Here is a 17689-nt window from a genome sequence, read left to right on the forward strand (position 1 = left end):
GGCGTGGGCGGAGCTGCTGTGCCAGTGCGCGGAGCCTGGACTCGGTCGCCGGTGCCGTTCCCGTCCGGCACGGGGAACCGGGGCAACGCCTCGGCGACCGGCCGGTCGTGGCGGTGCTGGCCCCGAGCGCGGCCGGAGTCCTGGCGCAGGAGCCGGAGCCCTCGCCGTCGAAGCCCGATCCGGTCGACGGGCAACAGGCGGCGGGTTGGGGGGCGTTGAGCTGGCGCGAGCAGCAGATGGCGCGACTGGCGGCAGCGGGGATGACGAACCGTCAGATCGCTTCTCAGGTGCACCGCTCTGTCCACACGGTCAACTTCCATCTCCGCAGCGTCTTCCGGAAGTTGAGGATCACCTCGCGCGTGGAGATCTGCAGGCACCTGCCGATGGTCGGCGGCCCCATGCTGCGCGCAGGGTTGCCTCTGCTGCCGAGGAGCACCGCGGTTGTCGCGGGGAGTTCACCTTCCACGGACCGGCCGGCAGCCGAGCAGGTGGTGGTGCACCTCGGACGACGGCCGGAGACGCCAGGGGACACGTGAACGGCGCCGACTGCACCGGGCCGACCGCGTCGGTCCTGGAGATCGATCGCCCTACCGACCTCGGCACTTACGTCGAGCCGAACGTCTGGATGCGGCACCTGTGAGCTCGCCGTTCGAAGCGTAGGGACGCTTCGCCGCGGCCATGCGCCCAAGTCCGGGAGCTGCCGCAGCACTTCCTCGACCCCCTGATACCGCGGTCGTCCGGCAGCCCGTTGAGGCTCCAGCCCAATGCCGTTGCACGGACAGTGAGTTGCAACCCGATCCGGATCGACGGGAGCCGGTGGTATCTCTTGAACTCATGACGAAGCCCCGCAGGGACACCGGCAGTGACGACCCTCAGGTAGCCGAAGCAATTGCTGCGGAGTACGAGACGTTGTCGCCCGGATGCCGAGCCGACTCCGACCGGTTGCGCAGGTTCCTCGCTCCGGACTTCCACGAGTTCGGGGCTTCCGGGGTCGAGATCGAGTTCGAGGGAACCGCCGAGCGCGTCGCGGCAGAAACCGATCCGGCCGGCGAACCGATCACAGTGGAGCGCATGCGCGGGTTCCGGTTGGCAGACGGACTGGTGATGGTGAAGTACACGGCGAAGACCAAGAACCGGTGGTCGCACCGGACCTCACTGTGGCGGCGAGTGGCACCGGGGGAGTGGCAGATGTTCCACAACCAGGGCACGCCGACAAAGAGTCCGAACCCGTAGCTCGGCGCACACCACGGGCCGCACGTTCTCGATCTCGTCGTCGATGACCACGAGGAGATCGGCGGCGTCACCTTCGCCCGGCCCGGCCCGGCATCGCTTGTGCCTGCCGCTCGGCGACGAGTCGGCGAGCGGCAGGCGTTCTGCGGAGGTCGGTCAGACGAGCACGTTCTTGTGGAAGACGTTGGCGTACCGGTTGATGTTGCCGACGCTGGTGCGGGACGCGAATCCGAAGCACAGGCGGACCTCACCGCCCGACGTCCGGGTGATCGCCATGCCCTCCGGCTCGCGGAAGATCAGTGACTTCCCCGCCTTGGTGAGGGAACGTTGGACCACCTTGCCGGTGTTCAGGTCGGTGGCCGTCACGAACGAGTTGATGTCGGCGGCGTCGGCGTGGCCGTCGCCGTCCAGCGTGTACAGGTAACTGCCGAACACGGCGTAGCCCTGGAACGTCACCGATCCGTCGCCGAGCTTCGGCTGGGTGATCTTCGCGAGTTCGTCGGTGAACGTGCCGTTCTCGATGTCCATGCTGGAGAAGTCGTACAGCCGGTAGGTCATGCCGCCCGACTCCTTACGGCGGACCAGGATGCGGCTGTTGACCGGGTCGGTGGCGCAGGTGATCGTGTCGCTGCCGGTGAAGAACTTCTTCACCCCGGACGGAGCCTCGCCGTCGACGAACTTGAACCGGGCCAGCGCCGTGCCCCGGCCGCTGTCGTCGCCCGCGTCCGAGTCGCACTCGACCCACACGAAGGAGTCCGAACCTTTCGGCTCCACCCCGATCGAGACACCGTGCCCGGCGTTGTCGAGGTGCATGGTGCCGGTGATCTTGCCGGATTCGTCGAGACGGTTGACGCACAGGTCGTCGCCCGAACTGCCGTCGCGGACCTGGGCGATGAACATGCGCCGGTTCGCGGTGTCGAACGCCATGCCCTGCATCGCGTGGTGTCTCTCGTCGAGCATCACCTTGCGGAAGACGTCGTAGGAGGGCTTGGACAGATCGAATCGCTTCGACGCCGGCACGGCGGCCGAAGCCTTGCCGACCGTCAGCGCCCCGGCGGCGCCGGTTGCCAGGAGGGCCGCGCCTCCTGCCCTTAACATGCCTCGTCGTGAAAACTTCTGTCCCGACATCGGTTCCCCCGTCGTCGTGTTGGTGGTCGGCCGACCCCGATCATGGCGTACGGCAGCCGGTCGTGCAGCCAGGTGTCCGAACTCGGTGAGCTGTCGTGCGGCAGGACCGACTGCTTGATCGTGGGGTTGACACGTGCTCCCCGTATCCACGGGGAGTCCGGCGGAACTCGAGGACGTCGACTTGGGCTGCTCCAGTGCGCACCGGGCCCCATATCGGCGTTAACGCCGTTGAAACGCCCCCGGCATAGCCTGCCTCAACCCCTGGGGCCACGTGCTGGTCGTGGGGAAGAGGCGAGGAGCGCAGGGGAGACGATGCAGCTGACACCGCACGAGCAGGAACGCCTGCTCATCCATGTGGCCGCCGACGTCGCCGCACGGCGCAAGGAGCGCGGTGTACTGCTCAACCATCCCGAGGCCGTGGCACTGATCACCTCCCACGTCCTGGAGGGGGCACGGGACGGACTGTCCGTCAGGGAGCTGATGGATTCGGGCCGCGAAGTCCTCACCCGCGAAGACGTCATGGACGGGGTGCCCGAGATGCTCGGCAACGTGCAGGTGGAGGCCACCTTCCCCGACGGTACGAAGCTCGTCACCGTCCATCGGCCCATCCCCTGAACCGGACCTGGCACGAGCGGAAGGAGCGTGGCGACGTGATACCAGGAGAGATCCTCCACGGCGAAGACCCGGTGATCCTCAACGAGGGGGCCGACATCACTCGGCTCACCGTGCTCAACGTCGCCGACCGGCCCGTACAAGTCGGTTCCCACTACCACTTCGCCGAGGCCAACCCGGGATTGGAGTTCGACAGGGTCGCTGCCCGTGGCAAGCGCCTGGCCGTCGCCGCAGGAACAGCCGTCCGATTCGAGCCCGCCGTCCCTGTCGAAGTCCGACTCGTGCCGCTCGGTGGCCGGCGCGTGATCGCCGGACTGCGCGGAGAGACGAGTGGAGCGCTCGAAGACGGCGAGACCGTATCCCTGGCCGGAGATGCCGATGACCGATGAGGGCAGCGCGCTTCCCCGGGCGCTCTACGCGGACCTGTTCGGCCCGACCACCGGCGACCGGGTACGGCTCGCCGACACCGATCTCCTCATCGAGGTCGAAGAAGACCGCTGCGGAGGCCCAGGACGAGCGGGAGACGAGGCGGTCTTCGGAGGCGGCAAGGTCATCCGCGAGTCCATGGGACAAGCGCGCACGACACGCGCCGAAGGTGCGCCCGACACCGTCATCACCGGTGCCCTCGTTCTCGACCACTGGGGCGTGATCAAGGCGGACGTCGGCATCCGAGACGGCCGGATCACCGCGCTGGCCAAGGCCGGGAACCCCGACACCATGGACGGCGTGCACCCCGAGCTCGTCATCGGACCCGAAACAGAGATCATCGCCGGAAACGGCAAGATCCTCACCGCCGGCGGCGTCGACACCCACGTGCACTTCGTCTGCCCGCAACTCATCGACGAGGCCCTGGCTTCCGGAGTCACAACCCTTCTCGGAGGCGGCACAGGACCGGCGGAGGGCACCAAGGCAACCACGATCACACCCGGTCCGTGGCACCTGGCTCGAACCTTCGCCGCCATGGACGACATGCCGGTCAACATCGGGCTGCTGGGCAAGGGGAACACCGTCTCACCGGAGGCGCTGCACAGCCAGCTGCGCGGCGGCGCCGCGGGATTCAAGATCCACGAGGACTGGGGAGCGACCCCCGCCGCCGTCGACGCGTGCCTCACGGTCTGCGACGAGACCGGCGCCCAACTCGCCGTTCACACAGACACGCTCAACGAAGCAGGCTTCGTCCAGGACACCCTGGCCGCCATCGCAGGCCGAGGCATCCACGCGTATCACACCGAGGGCGCGGGAGGAGGCCACGCACCCGACATCATCACCGTCGTCGGCCACCCCAACGTGCTGCCCTCCTCGACCAACCCCACCCGGCCCCACACCGTCAACACCATCGACGAACACCTCGACATGCTGATGGTCTGCCACCACCTCAACCCGGCCGTCCCGGAGGACCTCGCCTTCGCCGAGTCCCGCATCAGGCCCTCCACCATCGCCGCCGAGGACGTCCTGCACGACATGGGCGCCATCTCGATCATCTCCTCCGACTCCCAAGCCATGGGCCGCATCGGCGAGGTGATCCTGCGAACCTGGCAGACCGCACACGTGATGAAGAAGCGACGCGGTTCCCTGCCGCGCGACGGCCGCTCCGACAACGCCCGCGCCCGCCGCTACGTCGCCAAGTACACGATCAACCCTGCCGTCGCACAGGGCCTCGACGCACACCTCGGATCCGTCGAGCCGGGCAAGCTGGCGGACTTGGTGCTGTGGGAGCCGGCCTTCTTCGCGGTGAAGCCCCAACTCGTGCTGAAAGGCGGGCAGATCGCCTACGCGCAGATGGGCGACGCAAACGCCTCCATTCCCACACCCCAACCCGTACTGCCCCGCCCCATGTTCGGAGCCACGGGCCGAGCTCCGGCCGCCAACTCACTCAACTTCGCCAACCCCGCGGCGCTGGAGGACGGGCTGCCCGAACGGCTCGGCCTCGGCAAGCAGTTCGTCGCCACACGCGACACCCGCGCCGTCACCAAGGCGGACATGCGCGAAAACGATCGACTCCCCGACGTCGCCGTCGACCCCGACACCTTCACCGTCACCATCGACGGTGTGCCCGTCGACCCCGCTCCCGCCGAAGAACTCCCCATGTCCCAGCGCTACTTCCTCTTCTGACGCGGCACACGGAAGGACGCGCCGATGATCTCCAACGCAACCAACACGCCGGTCAGGGCCGCGAGATGACCACGGCAGCCCTTCTCGTCCTCGCCGACGGACGATTCCCCGCCGGAACACACGCACACTCCGGAGGAGCAGAAGCCGCGGTGCGCGCCGGCCGCATCGTCGACTCCGCCACGCTCGCCGACTTCTGCCGAGGCCGCCTGCACACCTCGGGCCTGGTCGCCTCCGGCCTCGCCGCCGCAGCCGCCGGCGGCCACAACCCCCGCGACCTCGATGAGGCAGCCGACGCCCGAACTCCCTCACCGGCCCTGCGCCGTACGTCTCGAAAGCTCGGCCGGCAGCTGATGCGGGCCGGTCGCGCGGTCTGGCCCTCGGCAGCGCTCGACGACCTCGCACAGGCCTGCCCCGGCGGTGCACACGAGCCCGTGGTACTCGGCCTCCTCGCTCTCTCCGCCGGGCTTTCCCCGCTCGATGCCGCCCACGCCGCGGCCTACGAGTCGGTCTCGGTCCCGACTACCGCTGCAGTGAGGCTTCTTGGCCTCGACCCCTTCGAAGCCTCAGCGGTACTCGCCCGACTTGCCCCATCCATCAACAAGATCGCCGAAGGGGGAACACAAGCCGCGCGCAGCGGCATCGACGCCCTCCCGGCCGCCGCCGCACCGCTGCTGGAGATCACGGCGGAGGACCACGCCACCTGGCCCGTGCGCCTCTTCGCTTCGTAGATCCGCCGCGGCGAACGTCTCGTCGCCGCTGGCGCCCGGAGCGCCACTCATCCATCAGCAACACGATGCCCCTGCAAGGAGTCGCCGCAATGCACCTGGACCCTCCCGCCCCGTTCCCGCATCGACACACCCACAGCGCCCAGCCGGCCGGCGCAGAGCCCGCCCTCCGCAACGGGGGACTCCGGGCCCTGCGCGTCGGTCTCGGCGGGCCCGTCGGCTCGGGGAAGACCGCCACCGTGGCGGCGCTGTGCCGGGCACTGCGCGAGGAGTTCTCCCTCGCCGTGGTGACCAACGACATCTACACAAGAGAAGACGCCGCGTTCCTGCTGCGCGCCGCAGTGCTGCCGCCAGAGAGGATCGCTGCCGTCGAGACCGGTGCCTGTCCGCACACGGCGATCCGCGACGACATCTCGGCCAACCTGGAAGCCGTCGAGGACCTGGAGCACGCCGCGGCCTCCAGCGGAGGGCTCGACCTGATCCTGGTCGAGTCCGGAGGCGACAACCTCACCGCCACCTTCTCCAAGGGCCTCGTCGACGCCCAGATCTTCGTCATCGACGTGGCGGCTGGTGACGACATACCCCGTAAGGGCGGCCCCGGCATCACCACCGCGGACCTCCTCGTGGTCAACAAGACCGACCTCGCTCCGCACGTCGGCTCCGACCTGGCAGCCATGGCCCGCGACGCCGAGGCACAGCGCGGCAGCCGCCCCGTCGCCTTCACCTCGATCAAAGCTGAGGACGGCGTGTCACCGATCGCCGACTGGACGCGTGCCCGGCTCGCGGCCTGGAAGCAGGAGACCGTAGCCCTGTGAGCCGGGTTGCAGCCGGAGACGGGCCAGCGACGACGGCCGGGGGAGTCGGCACAAAAACCAGTTCACCGCTGCCTCGTGCCTTCGCAGTACGAGCCGATGCCCGCGTCACGGCCGTCGCGGACGGCCGCGGCGGGACCGCCGTCCCGCTGGTCAGCGGCACGGGACCACTCACCCCCCGCCTCACGCGAGCAGCGCAGGACGGGGCGTCAGGCGAAGCGAGAGTCACCCTCGTCGGCGCAATGAGCGCCCCGCTCGGCGGCGACCAACTGACCCTGGACGTGCGGGTGGAGGCCGGAGCGAGGCTGCGGATGGACACCGTCGCGGCCACTCTCGCACTGCCAGGACGCCACGGTGACGCCGCTTCATACGACATACGGCTGACCGTCGGAGAGCACGCACAACTGCGGTGGCTGCCCGGGCCCCTCATCTCGGCCTTGCGCAGCCACCTGCACCAGACCATCCACGTCGATCTCGCGCCAACCGCTCACCTGGAACTGCGGGACGTCTCCGTGCTCGGGCGCACCGGCGAGGAACCAGGCCGCCTCACCACCGGACTCACCGTCCACCGCTGCGGCCGCCCACTCCTCGACCAGCAACTCGACACCGGCCCTGGCGCGCCCGGCTGGGACGGCGGCGCCGTACTGGGCGGGCACAGGGCCGTGGGTCAACTGCTGGTCGTCGACCCGGATATGTCCCATGAGCCCGCGCCGCAGTGCCTGCTCGGCCCCGATGCGGTCGTCACGCCGCTGGAGGGACCGGGGGTGCTCGTCACCGCGCTCGGTGCGGACGCCCTGGCCGTGACACCGCTGCTGAGATGGCCGCCGAGGCCTGCAGATTGACCGGGAGACAGGGTCAGCGGTCCTTGGTCGTCGGCCCGGGCGGAGCGGACCATGTGAGCCGCGGGGTCACGGTCCGCACCCGTTGCGAAGGGCCAAGTGAGTCGCCACCTGCTCCCCGCAGTGCGGGTACTCCGGATCTCCGTCCGGCCAACGCCAGTTGTTCTCCGCCCCCGTCGCCCTCGCCAGCCGCTCCGCCAGGACTTGCCCTGCCAACCGGTGCGCTTCCCACTGCTCGTCGGTCGCCGGCAGACGCGCCCCCACTCGCTGTGACGGCCGTGCCGGTCCGACCATGCCCTGCAGATCGGTGCCCAACTGCGGGGAGATACAGAGGTATTCGGAGTTCAACGAGCCAGGCAGCTCCCGCGCGGGCTCTGCCCGCCCGCTGAGGCACAGTGAAGCGTCCCCAGACCGGGAAGGCGCCGTAGTCGTGGAACACGTCCAGCCGGTACAGACCCTCCGGGCGACCCAGGGGGCACCGGTAGGGATGACGCCGGAATTCGTCCACGACCACCTCCATGACCGCGCTGCTCGACTCAGGCACGACGGGGCACCGCCAGCAGGTCCAGGACCTGGATGACCGACAGCCTGATGCCGCCCCGTCGCCGAGGCGGCATCACCGGACAGCTCGGCGAACCATGCGGCTACAGCACTAGAACAGGTGGGCCTGTTCCACGTGCTTCACCTCGATGTGCTTCTTGCCGAAGGCCCTGTTGAGGATGGGCTCCGCTTTCGCGGGGTCGTCGACGCCCACGGACACGAATCCCGAATCGTCCACGACGACTCTGCGCATGGTGAAGCTGCCGTCCCAGCGGTGCATGTCCGCGCTGATCCGGGCAGCCAGGGCGTCCAGGTCCCCTCTGCTGACATCGGAGTCGCGCGAGGGTTCCCCGACGGCCGACACGGTCTCACCGCCGAGGTCACCGACCTGGATTGCACCGAGGACCAAGACGGCCGTCATGACGCCGCCGCCGGCGAACTTGACACTCCTGCGCTTCTGCATGAGCCCCCTTCCGGGCCGATCAGCGGTCGGACGTGGAGGTTCGCGGACGGGTTCCGTGCGACGCGCGGATCCGTTGGCCGCACGCGCCGGAGGATCACCCGGCGTCGCTGCGGCGGTAGACAGTCGCCTCCCAGGGTGCGAGTTCGCTCAGGCGCTCCGAGCGCGGGCCGACGTTGCTCATGAGCACTTCGGCGTCGGACCACTCGGCCGCGTCAGGCAGTTCGACGGAGACCGGGCTGCCGGTGAAGTTGGCGAGGACGAGCAGCGCGGTGTCACCCAGCCGCCGCGTGAACGCGTACACGCGGTCGTCGTCCGGGAGCAGCATGGTGAAGTCGCCGTGGGCGACGACGGGTTCGTCGTGGCGTAGGGCGATGAGCCGCTGGTAGTGCTGGAAGACCGAGGCAGGGTCGTCGAGTTGAGCCGCCGCGTTGATCTCGGTGTGGTTCGGGTTGACCGCGATCCACGGGGTTCCGGCCGTGAAGCCCGCGTTCGCAGACGTGTCCCACTGCATGGGCGTACGGGAGTTGTCGCGGCTCATCGGCCGCATGGCGGCGACCACTTCGGCCGAGCCCGCGCCGGCGGCGACCGCCTCGGCGTGGTGGTTCAGGGACTCGATGTCGCGGAAGTCGTCGATGGTGTCGAGCGGCGCGTTGGTCATGCCGAGTTCTTCACCCTGGTAGATGTACGGCGTGCCGCGGTGCAGGTGGAGCACCGTGGCCAGCATGGTCGCCGAGCGGACCCTGTGCTCGCGGTCGTCGCCGAACCGGGACACGATGCGCGGCTGGTCGTGGTTGTTCCAGTAGAGGCTGTTCCAGCCCGTCTCGGCCAGGCCGTCCTGCCACCGCCCGAGCGACGCCTTGAGGTCGCGGAGCTTCAGTTCACGGCTGTCCCACTTGCTCGTCCCGTGGTCGAGGCCGACGTGCTCGAACTGGAACACCATGTCGAGTTCGCGGCGCTCCGGGTCCGTGAACAGCCGGGCCTCCTCGACGGTGACACCCGGCATCTCACCCACGGTCAGGATCGGCCGGTCCCGGCCGGCGAAGACCTCGCGGTGCATTTCCTGCAGGTAGTCGTGGATGCGGGGCCCGCACAGGAACGAAGGTCCGCCGTCGCCGTAGGTGTCGCCGTCGCTGACGACGCCGTCCGGCAGCGCGGGGTCCTTCGAGATCATGTTGATGACGTCCATCCGGAAGCCGTCGACTCCGCGGTCGAGCCACCACCGCATCATCTCGTATATGGCAGCTCGGACTTCGGGGTTCTCCCAGTTGAGGTCAGGCTGACTGCGCGAGAAGAGATGCAGGTAGTACTCACCGGTGGTCTCGTCGAAACGCCAGGCCGGCCCTGAGAAGACCGCCCGCCAGTTGTTCGGCTCCGCCCCGGGCGTGCCCGGGTCCGTGCCCTCTCGTGCCGGCCGCCACCAATACCAGTCGCGCTTGGGGTTGTTGAGCGAGGACCGGGATTCGGTGAACCACGGGTGCTGGTCCGAGGTGTGGTTCACCACGAGGTCCATCACCAGCTTCATGCCACGCTCGTGCACCCCGGCCAGCAGCTCGTCGAAGTCGGCGAGGGTGCCGAACGCCGGGTCGATGTCGCAGTAGTCGCTGATGTCGTAACCGTTGTCGTCCTGCGGCGACCTGTAGACGGGGGACAGCCACAGCACGTCGACGCCCAGCTGGGCGAGGTGGTCGAGACGTCCGGTGATGCCGCGGAGGTCGCCGATTCCGTCACCGTTGCTGTCCGCGAAGCTGCGCGGGTAGATCTGGTAGACGACCGCGGTCTTCCACCAGGTCCGGTCGGTGTCGTGCGCGTCGGTTTCGGTGGTGAGGATCGAGGTCAAGGTGCTCTCTCAGTCGTGCGTCGATGCGGCCGGCAGCGGATGGAGACGACGATCCGGTGTGTCCGTACCGTCGGATCGCTCGTGGCGGTCGCCGGTCGGTCGTCGTCTCCTCGCTGCCCCGTGTCTGGTCGTGACCGGGTTCCCCGGTCGTGTGGTCAGTCCTTCACGGCCCCTGAGGCGATGCCGGCGATGAACTGCCGCTGCCCGACGACGTAGACCACGAGTACGGGCACGATCGCGATCATGGACGCCGCGAAGACCAGCCCCCACTGGGTGGAGTGCTGCCCCTGGAACGCGGCGATCGCGATGGGCAGCGTGCGCTTGTCCGGGTTGTCGATGACGGTCAGGGCCCACACGAACTCGTCCCACGCACCGAGGAAGGTGAAGATCGCAGCCGTGGCCAGCGCCGGGCGCACCAACGGCAGGTAGAGGCTGACGAACTTGCGCACCGGTCCGGCGCCGTCGATCGTCATCGCGTCGTCCAGCGCCTGCGGCACCCGTTCGAAGAACGCGCGGAGCAGGAAGGTGGTGAAGGCGACGGCGCCGCCGGAGTAGAACAGCACCAGCCCGTTCAACGAGTCCAGCAGCCCGAGGTCCGACGCCAGGATGAACTGCGGGACGATCATGATGATGGCCGGGATCATCAGGCCGCCGAGCAGAGCGGCGAACGCGGCCCGCTTGCCTGGGAAGTCGAACCGGGCGAACGCGTAGGCCATCGTCGATGCCAGCACCAGCACGACGAACGTGGTGGACACGGCGACGTACAGCGAATTCAGAAAGTAGCGCCCGAAGTTGTTGCTGCTCAGCGCCGTCGTGTAGTTCGAACTCGTCGGGTCTTCGGGAATCAGCCGCGGCGGGATCTCGAACAGGAACGCGTTCGACTTGAACGACGTACCGGCCATGTAGAGGAACGGCAGGATCAGCACGAGGCTGCCGAGCGCGAGCAGCGTGACGCGCATCGCGGTGGAGACCCGCTCGCGGGTGTACGCGCCGGCTTGTGGAGTGGATGTCATCGGCGCGCTCCGATGGCGTCGTCGCGGAAGAGATGGAACTGGACGAATGAGATGACCGCGATCACGATGGCGAGCAGGAACGACAGCGCCGAGGCGTATCCGAAGTCGAGAAAGTCGAAGGCCTGCTTGTACATGTAGGTGAGCGGCACTTCGGTGCTGCCGGCCGGCCCGCCTTCAGTCATCAGCAAGATCGAGATGAAGACGTTGAAGCCGCCGATGATCAGCATCACGATCACGAAGAGAAGCGTTCTGCGGATGGCCGGCAGCGACACGTTGACGAACCGCTGCCAGGCGTTGGCACCGTCGATGGCCGCGGCGTCCTTGAGCTCGGAGCTGACCCCGGTGAGGGCGGCGAGGAAGATGACCATCGACCACCCGACGCCCTTCCAGATGCCGAGGGCGCACACCGCGAGCAGTCCCGTCCATCTCTGTTGCAGCCAGGGGACGTTGTGGTCGACCAGGTGCAGCATGTCGTGCAGCACCCAGTTGATCGCTCCGCCGTCGGTGGTGAACAGGTACTTGAAGAGCAGGGCCACCACCACCCAGCTCGTGACGACCGGGAGATAGAACAGCACCCGGAACAGACCCCGTGCGGGCAGTCGCGCGTCCAGCAGCACGGCCAGGAACATCCCGATCGCGATCTGGCCCGGCACGGTGACCACCAGATACACGCCGACGTTGGCCATGCTCAGCCAGAACTGGCCGTCCTGGAGGCCCCGCAGGTAGTTGTCGAAGCCGATGAACCGGCTCTCCTGCGTGGGCACGACGGCCCAGTCGTAGAAGCTGATCTGGAGCGACCGGCTGAGCGGATAGGCGACGACCAGGCAGAAGAGCGCGACTCCGGGGAGGAGGAACGCGTACGGGGTGAGGTCGGTGCGCCGGCGTGACTTCCCACGCGGCGGTGTGCCGCGCGGGGCGCCGCCGAGCAGCCCGACGGTCTTGCGTGGTGTGTCCACGATCGGTCCTGCCACCGGTCAGCCCCGGGCCAGGAGCGGATCGATCTGCGCGACCGCTTCGTCGAGCGCCTTCTTGACGGGCACCTCGCCGCGGATCGCCAACTGGACCTGCTTGCTGAGGATCTCGTCGACCTTGGTCCAGGCCGGCGTCGTCGGCCGCGGCCGCGCGGTCTCCAACTGCTTCATGTACGGCTCGTAGGACGGCTCGAGCTTGCTCATCTCCTCGCTCAGCGACTTGAGCACCGAGATCTGCCCGGTCTCGGCCATCAGCTTCTGCGCCTTCGGCGTGAGCAGGAACCGGGAGAACTCCGCGGCGAGCGCCTTCTCCTTCGACGCCGTGGTGACCACGACGCTCTCGCCGCCGACCACGCTGACGCTGTCGGCGTCGCCCTTGGGGAAGGGTGCGCCCTTCATCTTGAACTTCGGGTACTGCTTCTGCACGGGCGGGTAGATCCACGGTCCTTCAACGGTGGTCGCGTACTTGCCCTTTGCCAGCCCGTCGGCGGCGGGAGTGGCGCCGGCGCCACCGAGGACGAGCTTCGGGAGCCCCTTGGCCTTGTACAGGTCGACCAGGAGCTGCACGGCCTCGACAGACTTCTCGCCGTTGAGGTAGCCGTCGCTCTTCGTGATCTCCTTGTTCGTCATCTCGCCGCCGTTGGACCAGATGTACGGGAGCAGGTTCCAGCCGCTGGTGTCGGCCTCCGCAAGGACGAAGTCCTTGCGCGCTGCGAGCTTCGGGGCCGCGGCCCGGAGGTCGTCGAACGTCTTGGGCGGGCCGTCGACGCCCGCGGCCTTGAGCGTCGAGTCGTTGTAGAGCAGCACCTTCGTGTTGGTGTCCAGCGGCAGGCCGTAGTGCTTGCCCTTGTACAGGTTGGTCGCCAGGGGTCCTTCGAAGGTCTGCCCGCTCAGCTTCTTGAAGTCCGGAAGCGCCTCGCTGAGCGGGACCAGCACGCCGAGCTCGGCCAGCTCCGGCACCCAGATGAGGTCCGACCGCACCACGTCCGGCAGGGACTGTCCGGCCGCGGCGGTGACCAGCTTCTGATGCAGCTTGTCGTACTGAACGGTGACCGGCTTCACCTTCGCGCCGGGGTGTTCCTTCTCGAAGGCCGGGATGACCTTCTTCTCCAGCTGCTTGACCTCGTTCCCGCCCGCGCCGTACGCGTGCCAGAAGGTGATCTCGCCGGACACCTTCTTCCCCGGGGGCAACTTCTCCACGGGGTCCTTCGACTGTCCGCCGGCCCCACCGCCGGTGCCGCACGCGGCCGCGCCGAGTATCAGGGCGGTCGCCACCGTCAGTGCACGCGTTCGTTTCATGCGCCGTTCTCCTCGAGCATCGAGACCCGTGGCCGGAAGAGCCCGAGGTGGGCGGGCTGGCCTTGATAGATTGATGAGGGTCATTTATTAATGAGCTTCTGGAGCATGCTTCCGTATGCTCACGGAGTCAAGAGGGGGACGGGTGAACATTCGTGAGCCGGCGGCGACCTCACCGCTGCTCCGCCGACTCAACGCCGGTGCCGTTCTGGACGCGTTGCGCGCCTCAGGTCCCGCCACCGGCTCCGAGCTCATGGCCACCACAGGGCTGTCGCGGCCGACGGTCCACACGGTCTGCGATCACTTGATCAGCAGGGGCTGGATCCACGAGATCGAGCAGCGCCGGCCCGAGCGCGGCTCGGGTCCGGGCAGGCGCGCGCGGCAGTACGAGTTCAACGCGACGGCCGGATTCGTGCTCGGCATCGACCTCGGCCAGAACAAGGTCACCACCGTCGTCGCCGACCTGCGCGGTGACTCCCTGGCGCAGCACACCCGCCGCTTCCGTGGCACGAACATCGGAGCCCGTGCCAGGCTCAACCAGACGCACCGCGCGATCGAAGCCACCCTCGACGAGGCCGGATTGGACAAGTCCGCCGTACTGGCCATCGCCCTGGCCGTGCCGGGTCCCGTGGACGACAGGGGCCACATCGTCGCGGAGGAGGACTACCTGCCCGGACTCGCCAAGATCGACCTCCGGGAGGTCGTGGGCGACGGCTTCGACGCGCCCGTCCTCGTCGAGAACGACGCCAACCTCGCCGTCCTCGCCGAGCGTTGGCGCGGCTGCGCGCAGGACATCGACAACGTCGTCGAGCTACTGGCAGGCGAGCGGCTCGGATCCGGGCTGTATCTCGGCGGCCGACTCATCCAGGGCGGTCACGGAGCCGCCGGAGAGCTGAAGTTCCTCAGCATGGTCGAGGGTGTCGGAAACACCGACGGCATCGCTCTGCTCGCACGCACCCTCGGCGCCGAAGCAGTCGCCAAGGCCGTCGTCGAAGGGCCTGCGAAGCCGTCGGCGAAGGCACCGGCACGCCGCGCGGCCCTCGTGGAGGCCGTCGACGGCGACCCCGACCGGATGACCGCCGAGCTCCTGTTCGTAGCTGCGAGCGACGGCGACCCCTTGGCGCTCGCCGTCGTGGACGAGGTGACGGGGCGGATCAGCCGCGTCATCGCGCTGCTCCACACCTTGCTGAACCCTGAACTCGTCGTCATCGGCGGTGCGGTCGCCCTCGCCGGCGACGTGCTCCTCCAACCGCTCCGGCGCGCTGTCGGTGAACTCGTCACGGACCCACCGAAGATCATGAACTCGGCCCTCGGCGACCACGTCGTCGTCACGGGCGCAGTGTGCCGGGCACTCGACCACGCAGCGCTGGAGCTCTTCCAGGACGTCCACGGTGCCCGCAACGGTGGTTGACGCAGAAGGCGAGCCGGACCCGGTGCCCGCGACGCACACGTCGCCCGGCCGGCACCCCACCGCACCGGCCGCCACTGACCCCGACCGCTGGGCGCGCCGGGGGAGCAGGGGCTACCGGTGAAGCGGGGTCGAGGGCGGGAGTGAAGGTCATCCGCGCACAGGGCGGCGGCGTCGAGACCGGGCGGTACGTTGCAGTCATGCACGCGACCCAGGTCTCTCACCATGTGAACGCACCGCGTTCGGCGGTCTACAGGGCACTTCTCGACGCGAACGCGATCTCGAAGTGGCGGGTGCCCGCCGGCATGACCAGCTTCGTGCACGAATTCGATGCCCGCGAAGGGGGAGCGTTCCGTGTCTCGCTGACGTACGCCGACCCTGCCGGCGAAGGCAAGTCGGCCGCACACACCGACACCTACCACGGTCACTTCGCCGAACTCGTCCCCGACGAACTGGTCGTCGAAGTCCTCGAGTTCGAGACCGCGGATCCCGCTCTGCGCGGAACGATGACGATGACCACCGCACTCACCGACGCGGACGGCGGCACGGACGTCCTCGTTCATCACGCTGGAATCCCCGACAGCGTCCCCGCCGCCGACAACGAGTTGGGCACGCGCATGGCGTTGGAGAACCTCGCCCGCCTCGTCGAGGCAGACGTATCCGCCGGTGGTGAGCACTGAGCCGCCGGTGTCCGCTTCGCACACGGCCGGCCCGTGATCGAGAGTCGGCTCCTGCGGTGAAAGTGCCCTTCACCGCCCTTCATCGCCCGTGAGGCTGTCGAGCCAGGACTGCCAGGCGGCGGTGCGGGACTCGCGGTCCACCGTGACGCCGTAGAAGTACTGGACCGTGCTCACCATGTGGTGCAGGTCGTCGGCCATGAAGCGGTAGAAACCGTGCTCGGTGCGGATGCCGAGCAGCATCGTGTCGCGCTGGTCCACCACACCCTCGATGGGTTCGAGGCCCTCCGGGGTGAGGCGAACCCGCTCGCCCAGCGCCGGAGCCGCGCCGAGCCGAGCGATCAGGTCGGCCCACAACGTCTCGCCGGGCAGAGTGGTGAACCCGGTGGCGACCACGTTGGCCACCGGCAGCCCCGGGAAGTACCGGAAGTACTCGGCCAGGTTGTGGAAGAACATGCCCCAGCCCTTGCCGAAGCCGTCGTACTCGGCCTCCCAGTCGTCGCCGAAGAATCCGCGCTGGACAAGGCGGAGAACAGTGGTGCCGCCTTCCCTGCCCTCGACCAGGAACTCGAACGTCATCGAGGGTTCGCCGTCCGGGCCGGGCGCTCCGTAGACGACCCGCCTGCCCGGCTCCCACTCCAGCACCTGGCCGGCCTGGGTGTTGCCGCCGCCGAAGTCCCCCTCCAGCTCCCCGTCCGTGTGCTCGTGCGGCACGAACCAGACCGACATGCCCTCCGGGGTCGAGATCGCCTGCCAGACCTGTTCCGGGGAGGCGGCGAGCTCGATCTCCTTCTCCAAGCGGCGTTCGTCCACGCTGATCAGTCCTGCTGGGCGAGGACGATGAAGTTGCCGCAGGTGTCGTCGAACACCGCCTGCGCGCCGAAATCGGTCTTCGTCGGCTCCTGGGTGAACCTGACCCCGAGACCCTTCATCCGCTCGTAGTCCTTCTGCAGGTCCGTGCTGCCGAGCATCGTGTACGGCATGCCCGCGTCGTAGAGCGCCTTCTTGAACACCTGCGCGGCAGGCTTGCCGTCGATCTGGATCCCGGGGTTGCCGTCCGGTTCGAGCAGCAACTCGACGCCGTCCGGCGCGTCGGGCGAGACGACGGTCAGCCACTTGGCGTCGCCGACCGGGATATCGGTCTTCTTCACGAAGCCCAGCGCGTCGGTGTAGAACGCCAGGGCCTTGTCCTGGTCGTCGACCAGGATGCTGGTCACCGGAATGAACATGATCAACCCCTCTCTTCTGGTTTCTCTTCTCGTTGAACTGTGGGATGCACGGCGACCACGATCCGGTGCGCCCGCCCGCCGGCAGCGGACTCGTCGTGGTACTTCGAGACCAGCGACGTCACCGCCCCCGCCAACTCCTCGGCGAACGCGGCGCGGTCGGCCGCGGAGGCGAACCGGACCTCGCCGTCGACTGCGAACGTCGCGAGCCGCTTGCGGGCCCTTGCCGCGCCAGTGATCAGCTCGCCCACGTCCCGTACGAGCCGCGCGGCCACCGCGAGCAGCCAGCGCGCCGACATCTGGTCGCGGGACCGCGCGGGGTCGGGCTCGACCGCGGCGAGGACGCTCGGCGAGATCACGTACGAGGTCGCCGTCGCCCGCAGCATGCGCTCGGTGCAGTTGCCCTTGCGCCGCTCCTCGACCAGCTCGACCAGCCCGTGCCGTTCCAGCGCGCGCAGGTGGTAGTTGACCTTCTGCCTGGTCAGCCCGACCCGCTGCGCCAGTGTGGTGGCCGAGCCGGGTTCGGACAGCTCGGCGAGAAGCCTGGCGCGCACCGGGTCCAGCGAGACCTCGGCCGCTCCGGGATCGTCGATGACCGCTACGTCGTGCATGGCCACACCGTCACACCGACAACTTTTTTTGTCAAGGCTGGCGCCTGCACGCCCGGCCGGCTCGCCGCATGCCGAGTCCGCAGGTCGCGCAGGGGAGTCAGGGCCGTCACCGGCGCGGCGAGCATGCCGTCAGCGGCCGTGCACTGGGCCCGACCGGAGTGCCTTGCCCGGGCGCCCACGACCCCTGAA

Annotated in this window: 19 protein-coding genes; 10 read left to right on the forward strand and 9 right to left on the reverse strand. The window is 68.6% G+C overall.

All coding sequences use genetic code 11. The annotated features are described in order from the left end of the window. The coding region (locus H5J26_RS30875; protein WP_210771010.1) for a helix-turn-helix transcriptional regulator at positions 1-536 on the forward strand (536 nt) is incomplete at its 5' end. Positions 537-834: 298 nt separating this feature from the next. After that, positions 835-1233, forward strand: a complete 399-nt coding sequence (locus H5J26_RS04745; RefSeq protein WP_181764408.1) for a DUF4440 domain-containing protein — start codon at positions 835-837, stop codon at positions 1231-1233. A 153-nt stretch (positions 1234-1386) separates the two neighbouring features. Here H5J26_RS04745 and H5J26_RS04750 read toward each other — a convergent pair whose 3' ends face one another. Next, entirely contained in the window at positions 1387-2328 is a 942-nt protein-coding gene (locus H5J26_RS04750; protein ID WP_210771011.1) for a teichoic acid biosynthesis protein C, read from the reverse strand. Between the two features lie 342 nt (positions 2329-2670). On the opposite strand from H5J26_RS04750, the gene H5J26_RS04755 reads away from it, so the two are divergent. From H5J26_RS04755 to H5J26_RS04780, 6 genes are all read left to right on the forward strand, one after another. Continuing rightward, the gene (locus H5J26_RS04755) at positions 2671-2973 is read left to right on the forward strand and encodes an urease subunit gamma (protein WP_181764410.1); all 303 of its coding nucleotides are present in this window, start codon (positions 2671-2673) and stop codon (positions 2971-2973) included. Positions 2974-3008: 35 nt separating this feature from the next. Continuing rightward, positions 3009-3359 (forward strand): urease subunit beta, encoded by a 351-nt coding sequence (locus tag H5J26_RS04760; protein ID WP_181764411.1) that lies wholly within the window; start codon positions 3009-3011, stop codon positions 3357-3359. Further along, entirely contained in the window at positions 3349-5082 is a 1734-nt protein-coding gene (locus H5J26_RS04765; protein WP_181764412.1) for an urease subunit alpha, read from the forward strand. The genes H5J26_RS04760 and H5J26_RS04765 overlap by 11 nt, the downstream gene beginning before the upstream one ends. Positions 5083-5147: 65 nt before the next feature. Continuing rightward, positions 5148-5810, forward strand: coding sequence for an urease accessory protein UreF (locus H5J26_RS04770; RefSeq protein WP_181764413.1), 663 nt, complete (start codon positions 5148-5150; stop codon positions 5808-5810). Positions 5811-5899: 89 nt separating this feature from the next. After that, entirely contained in the window at positions 5900-6622 is a 723-nt protein-coding gene (ureG, locus tag H5J26_RS04775) for an urease accessory protein UreG (RefSeq protein ID WP_181764414.1), read from the forward strand. Between the two features lie 239 nt (positions 6623-6861). Continuing rightward, entirely contained in the window at positions 6862-7461 is a 600-nt protein-coding gene (locus tag H5J26_RS04780) for an urease accessory protein UreD (protein WP_419183752.1), read from the forward strand. 649 nt (positions 7462-8110) lie between these two features. Here H5J26_RS04780 and H5J26_RS04785 read toward each other — a convergent pair. The 5 genes from H5J26_RS04785 to H5J26_RS04805 all read right to left on the reverse strand — a co-directional run bounded on the left by H5J26_RS04785 (position 8111) and on the right by H5J26_RS04805 (position 13581). Then, positions 8111-8461, reverse strand: a complete 351-nt coding sequence (locus tag H5J26_RS04785) for a hypothetical protein (protein ID WP_181764415.1) — start codon at positions 8459-8461, stop codon at positions 8111-8113. A gap of 94 nt (positions 8462-8555) precedes the next feature. Next, entirely contained in the window at positions 8556-10298 is a 1743-nt protein-coding gene (locus H5J26_RS04790) for a glycoside hydrolase family 13 protein (RefSeq protein WP_210771012.1), read from the reverse strand. A 155-nt stretch (positions 10299-10453) separates the two neighbouring features. Then, complete coding sequence (locus tag H5J26_RS04795) at positions 10454-11311, reverse strand: carbohydrate ABC transporter permease (protein ID WP_181764416.1); 858 nt, start codon at positions 11309-11311, stop codon at positions 10454-10456. Next, positions 11308-12267, reverse strand: coding sequence for a sugar ABC transporter permease (locus H5J26_RS04800; RefSeq protein ID WP_309237777.1), 960 nt, complete (start codon positions 12265-12267; stop codon positions 11308-11310). Before H5J26_RS04800 ends, H5J26_RS04795 begins: the two co-directional genes overlap by 4 nt. A gap of 18 nt (positions 12268-12285) precedes the next feature. Continuing rightward, positions 12286-13581: an extracellular solute-binding protein gene (locus H5J26_RS04805; protein WP_181764417.1), complete on the reverse strand. Its 1296-nt coding sequence runs from the start codon at positions 13579-13581 to the stop codon at positions 12286-12288. Positions 13582-13723: 142 nt separating this feature from the next. On the opposite strand from H5J26_RS04805, the gene H5J26_RS04810 reads away from it, so the two are divergent. Next, positions 13724-14989: an ROK family transcriptional regulator gene (locus tag H5J26_RS04810; RefSeq protein WP_181764418.1), complete on the forward strand. Its 1266-nt coding sequence runs from the start codon at positions 13724-13726 to the stop codon at positions 14987-14989. A 197-nt stretch (positions 14990-15186) separates the two neighbouring features. Further along, the gene (locus H5J26_RS04815; protein ID WP_181764419.1) at positions 15187-15666 is read left to right on the forward strand and encodes an SRPBCC family protein; all 480 of its coding nucleotides are present in this window, start codon (positions 15187-15189) and stop codon (positions 15664-15666) included. Between the two features lie 69 nt (positions 15667-15735). Here H5J26_RS04815 and H5J26_RS04820 read toward each other — a convergent pair whose 3' ends face one another. From H5J26_RS04820 to H5J26_RS04830, 3 genes are read right to left on the reverse strand one after another with little or no spacing between them, the layout of a single operon-like run. After that, complete coding sequence (locus H5J26_RS04820) at positions 15736-16476, reverse strand: SRPBCC family protein (protein WP_181764420.1); 741 nt, start codon at positions 16474-16476, stop codon at positions 15736-15738. Positions 16477-16481: 5 nt separating this feature from the next. Next, complete coding sequence (locus tag H5J26_RS04825; RefSeq protein WP_181764421.1) at positions 16482-16892, reverse strand: VOC family protein; 411 nt, start codon at positions 16890-16892, stop codon at positions 16482-16484. A 2-nt stretch (positions 16893-16894) separates the two neighbouring features. Beyond that, on the reverse strand, positions 16895-17500 hold the full coding sequence (locus H5J26_RS04830; RefSeq protein WP_181764422.1) for an ArsR/SmtB family transcription factor: 606 nt from the start codon (positions 17498-17500) through the stop codon (positions 16895-16897). Between the last annotated feature and the right edge of the window lie 189 nt (positions 17501-17689).

Source organism: Streptomyces albidus (ex Kaewkla and Franco 2022) (assembly GCF_013870515.1).
GTDB classification, from domain to species: Bacteria; Actinomycetota; Actinomycetes; order Streptomycetales; family Streptomycetaceae; genus Streptomyces; species Streptomyces albidus.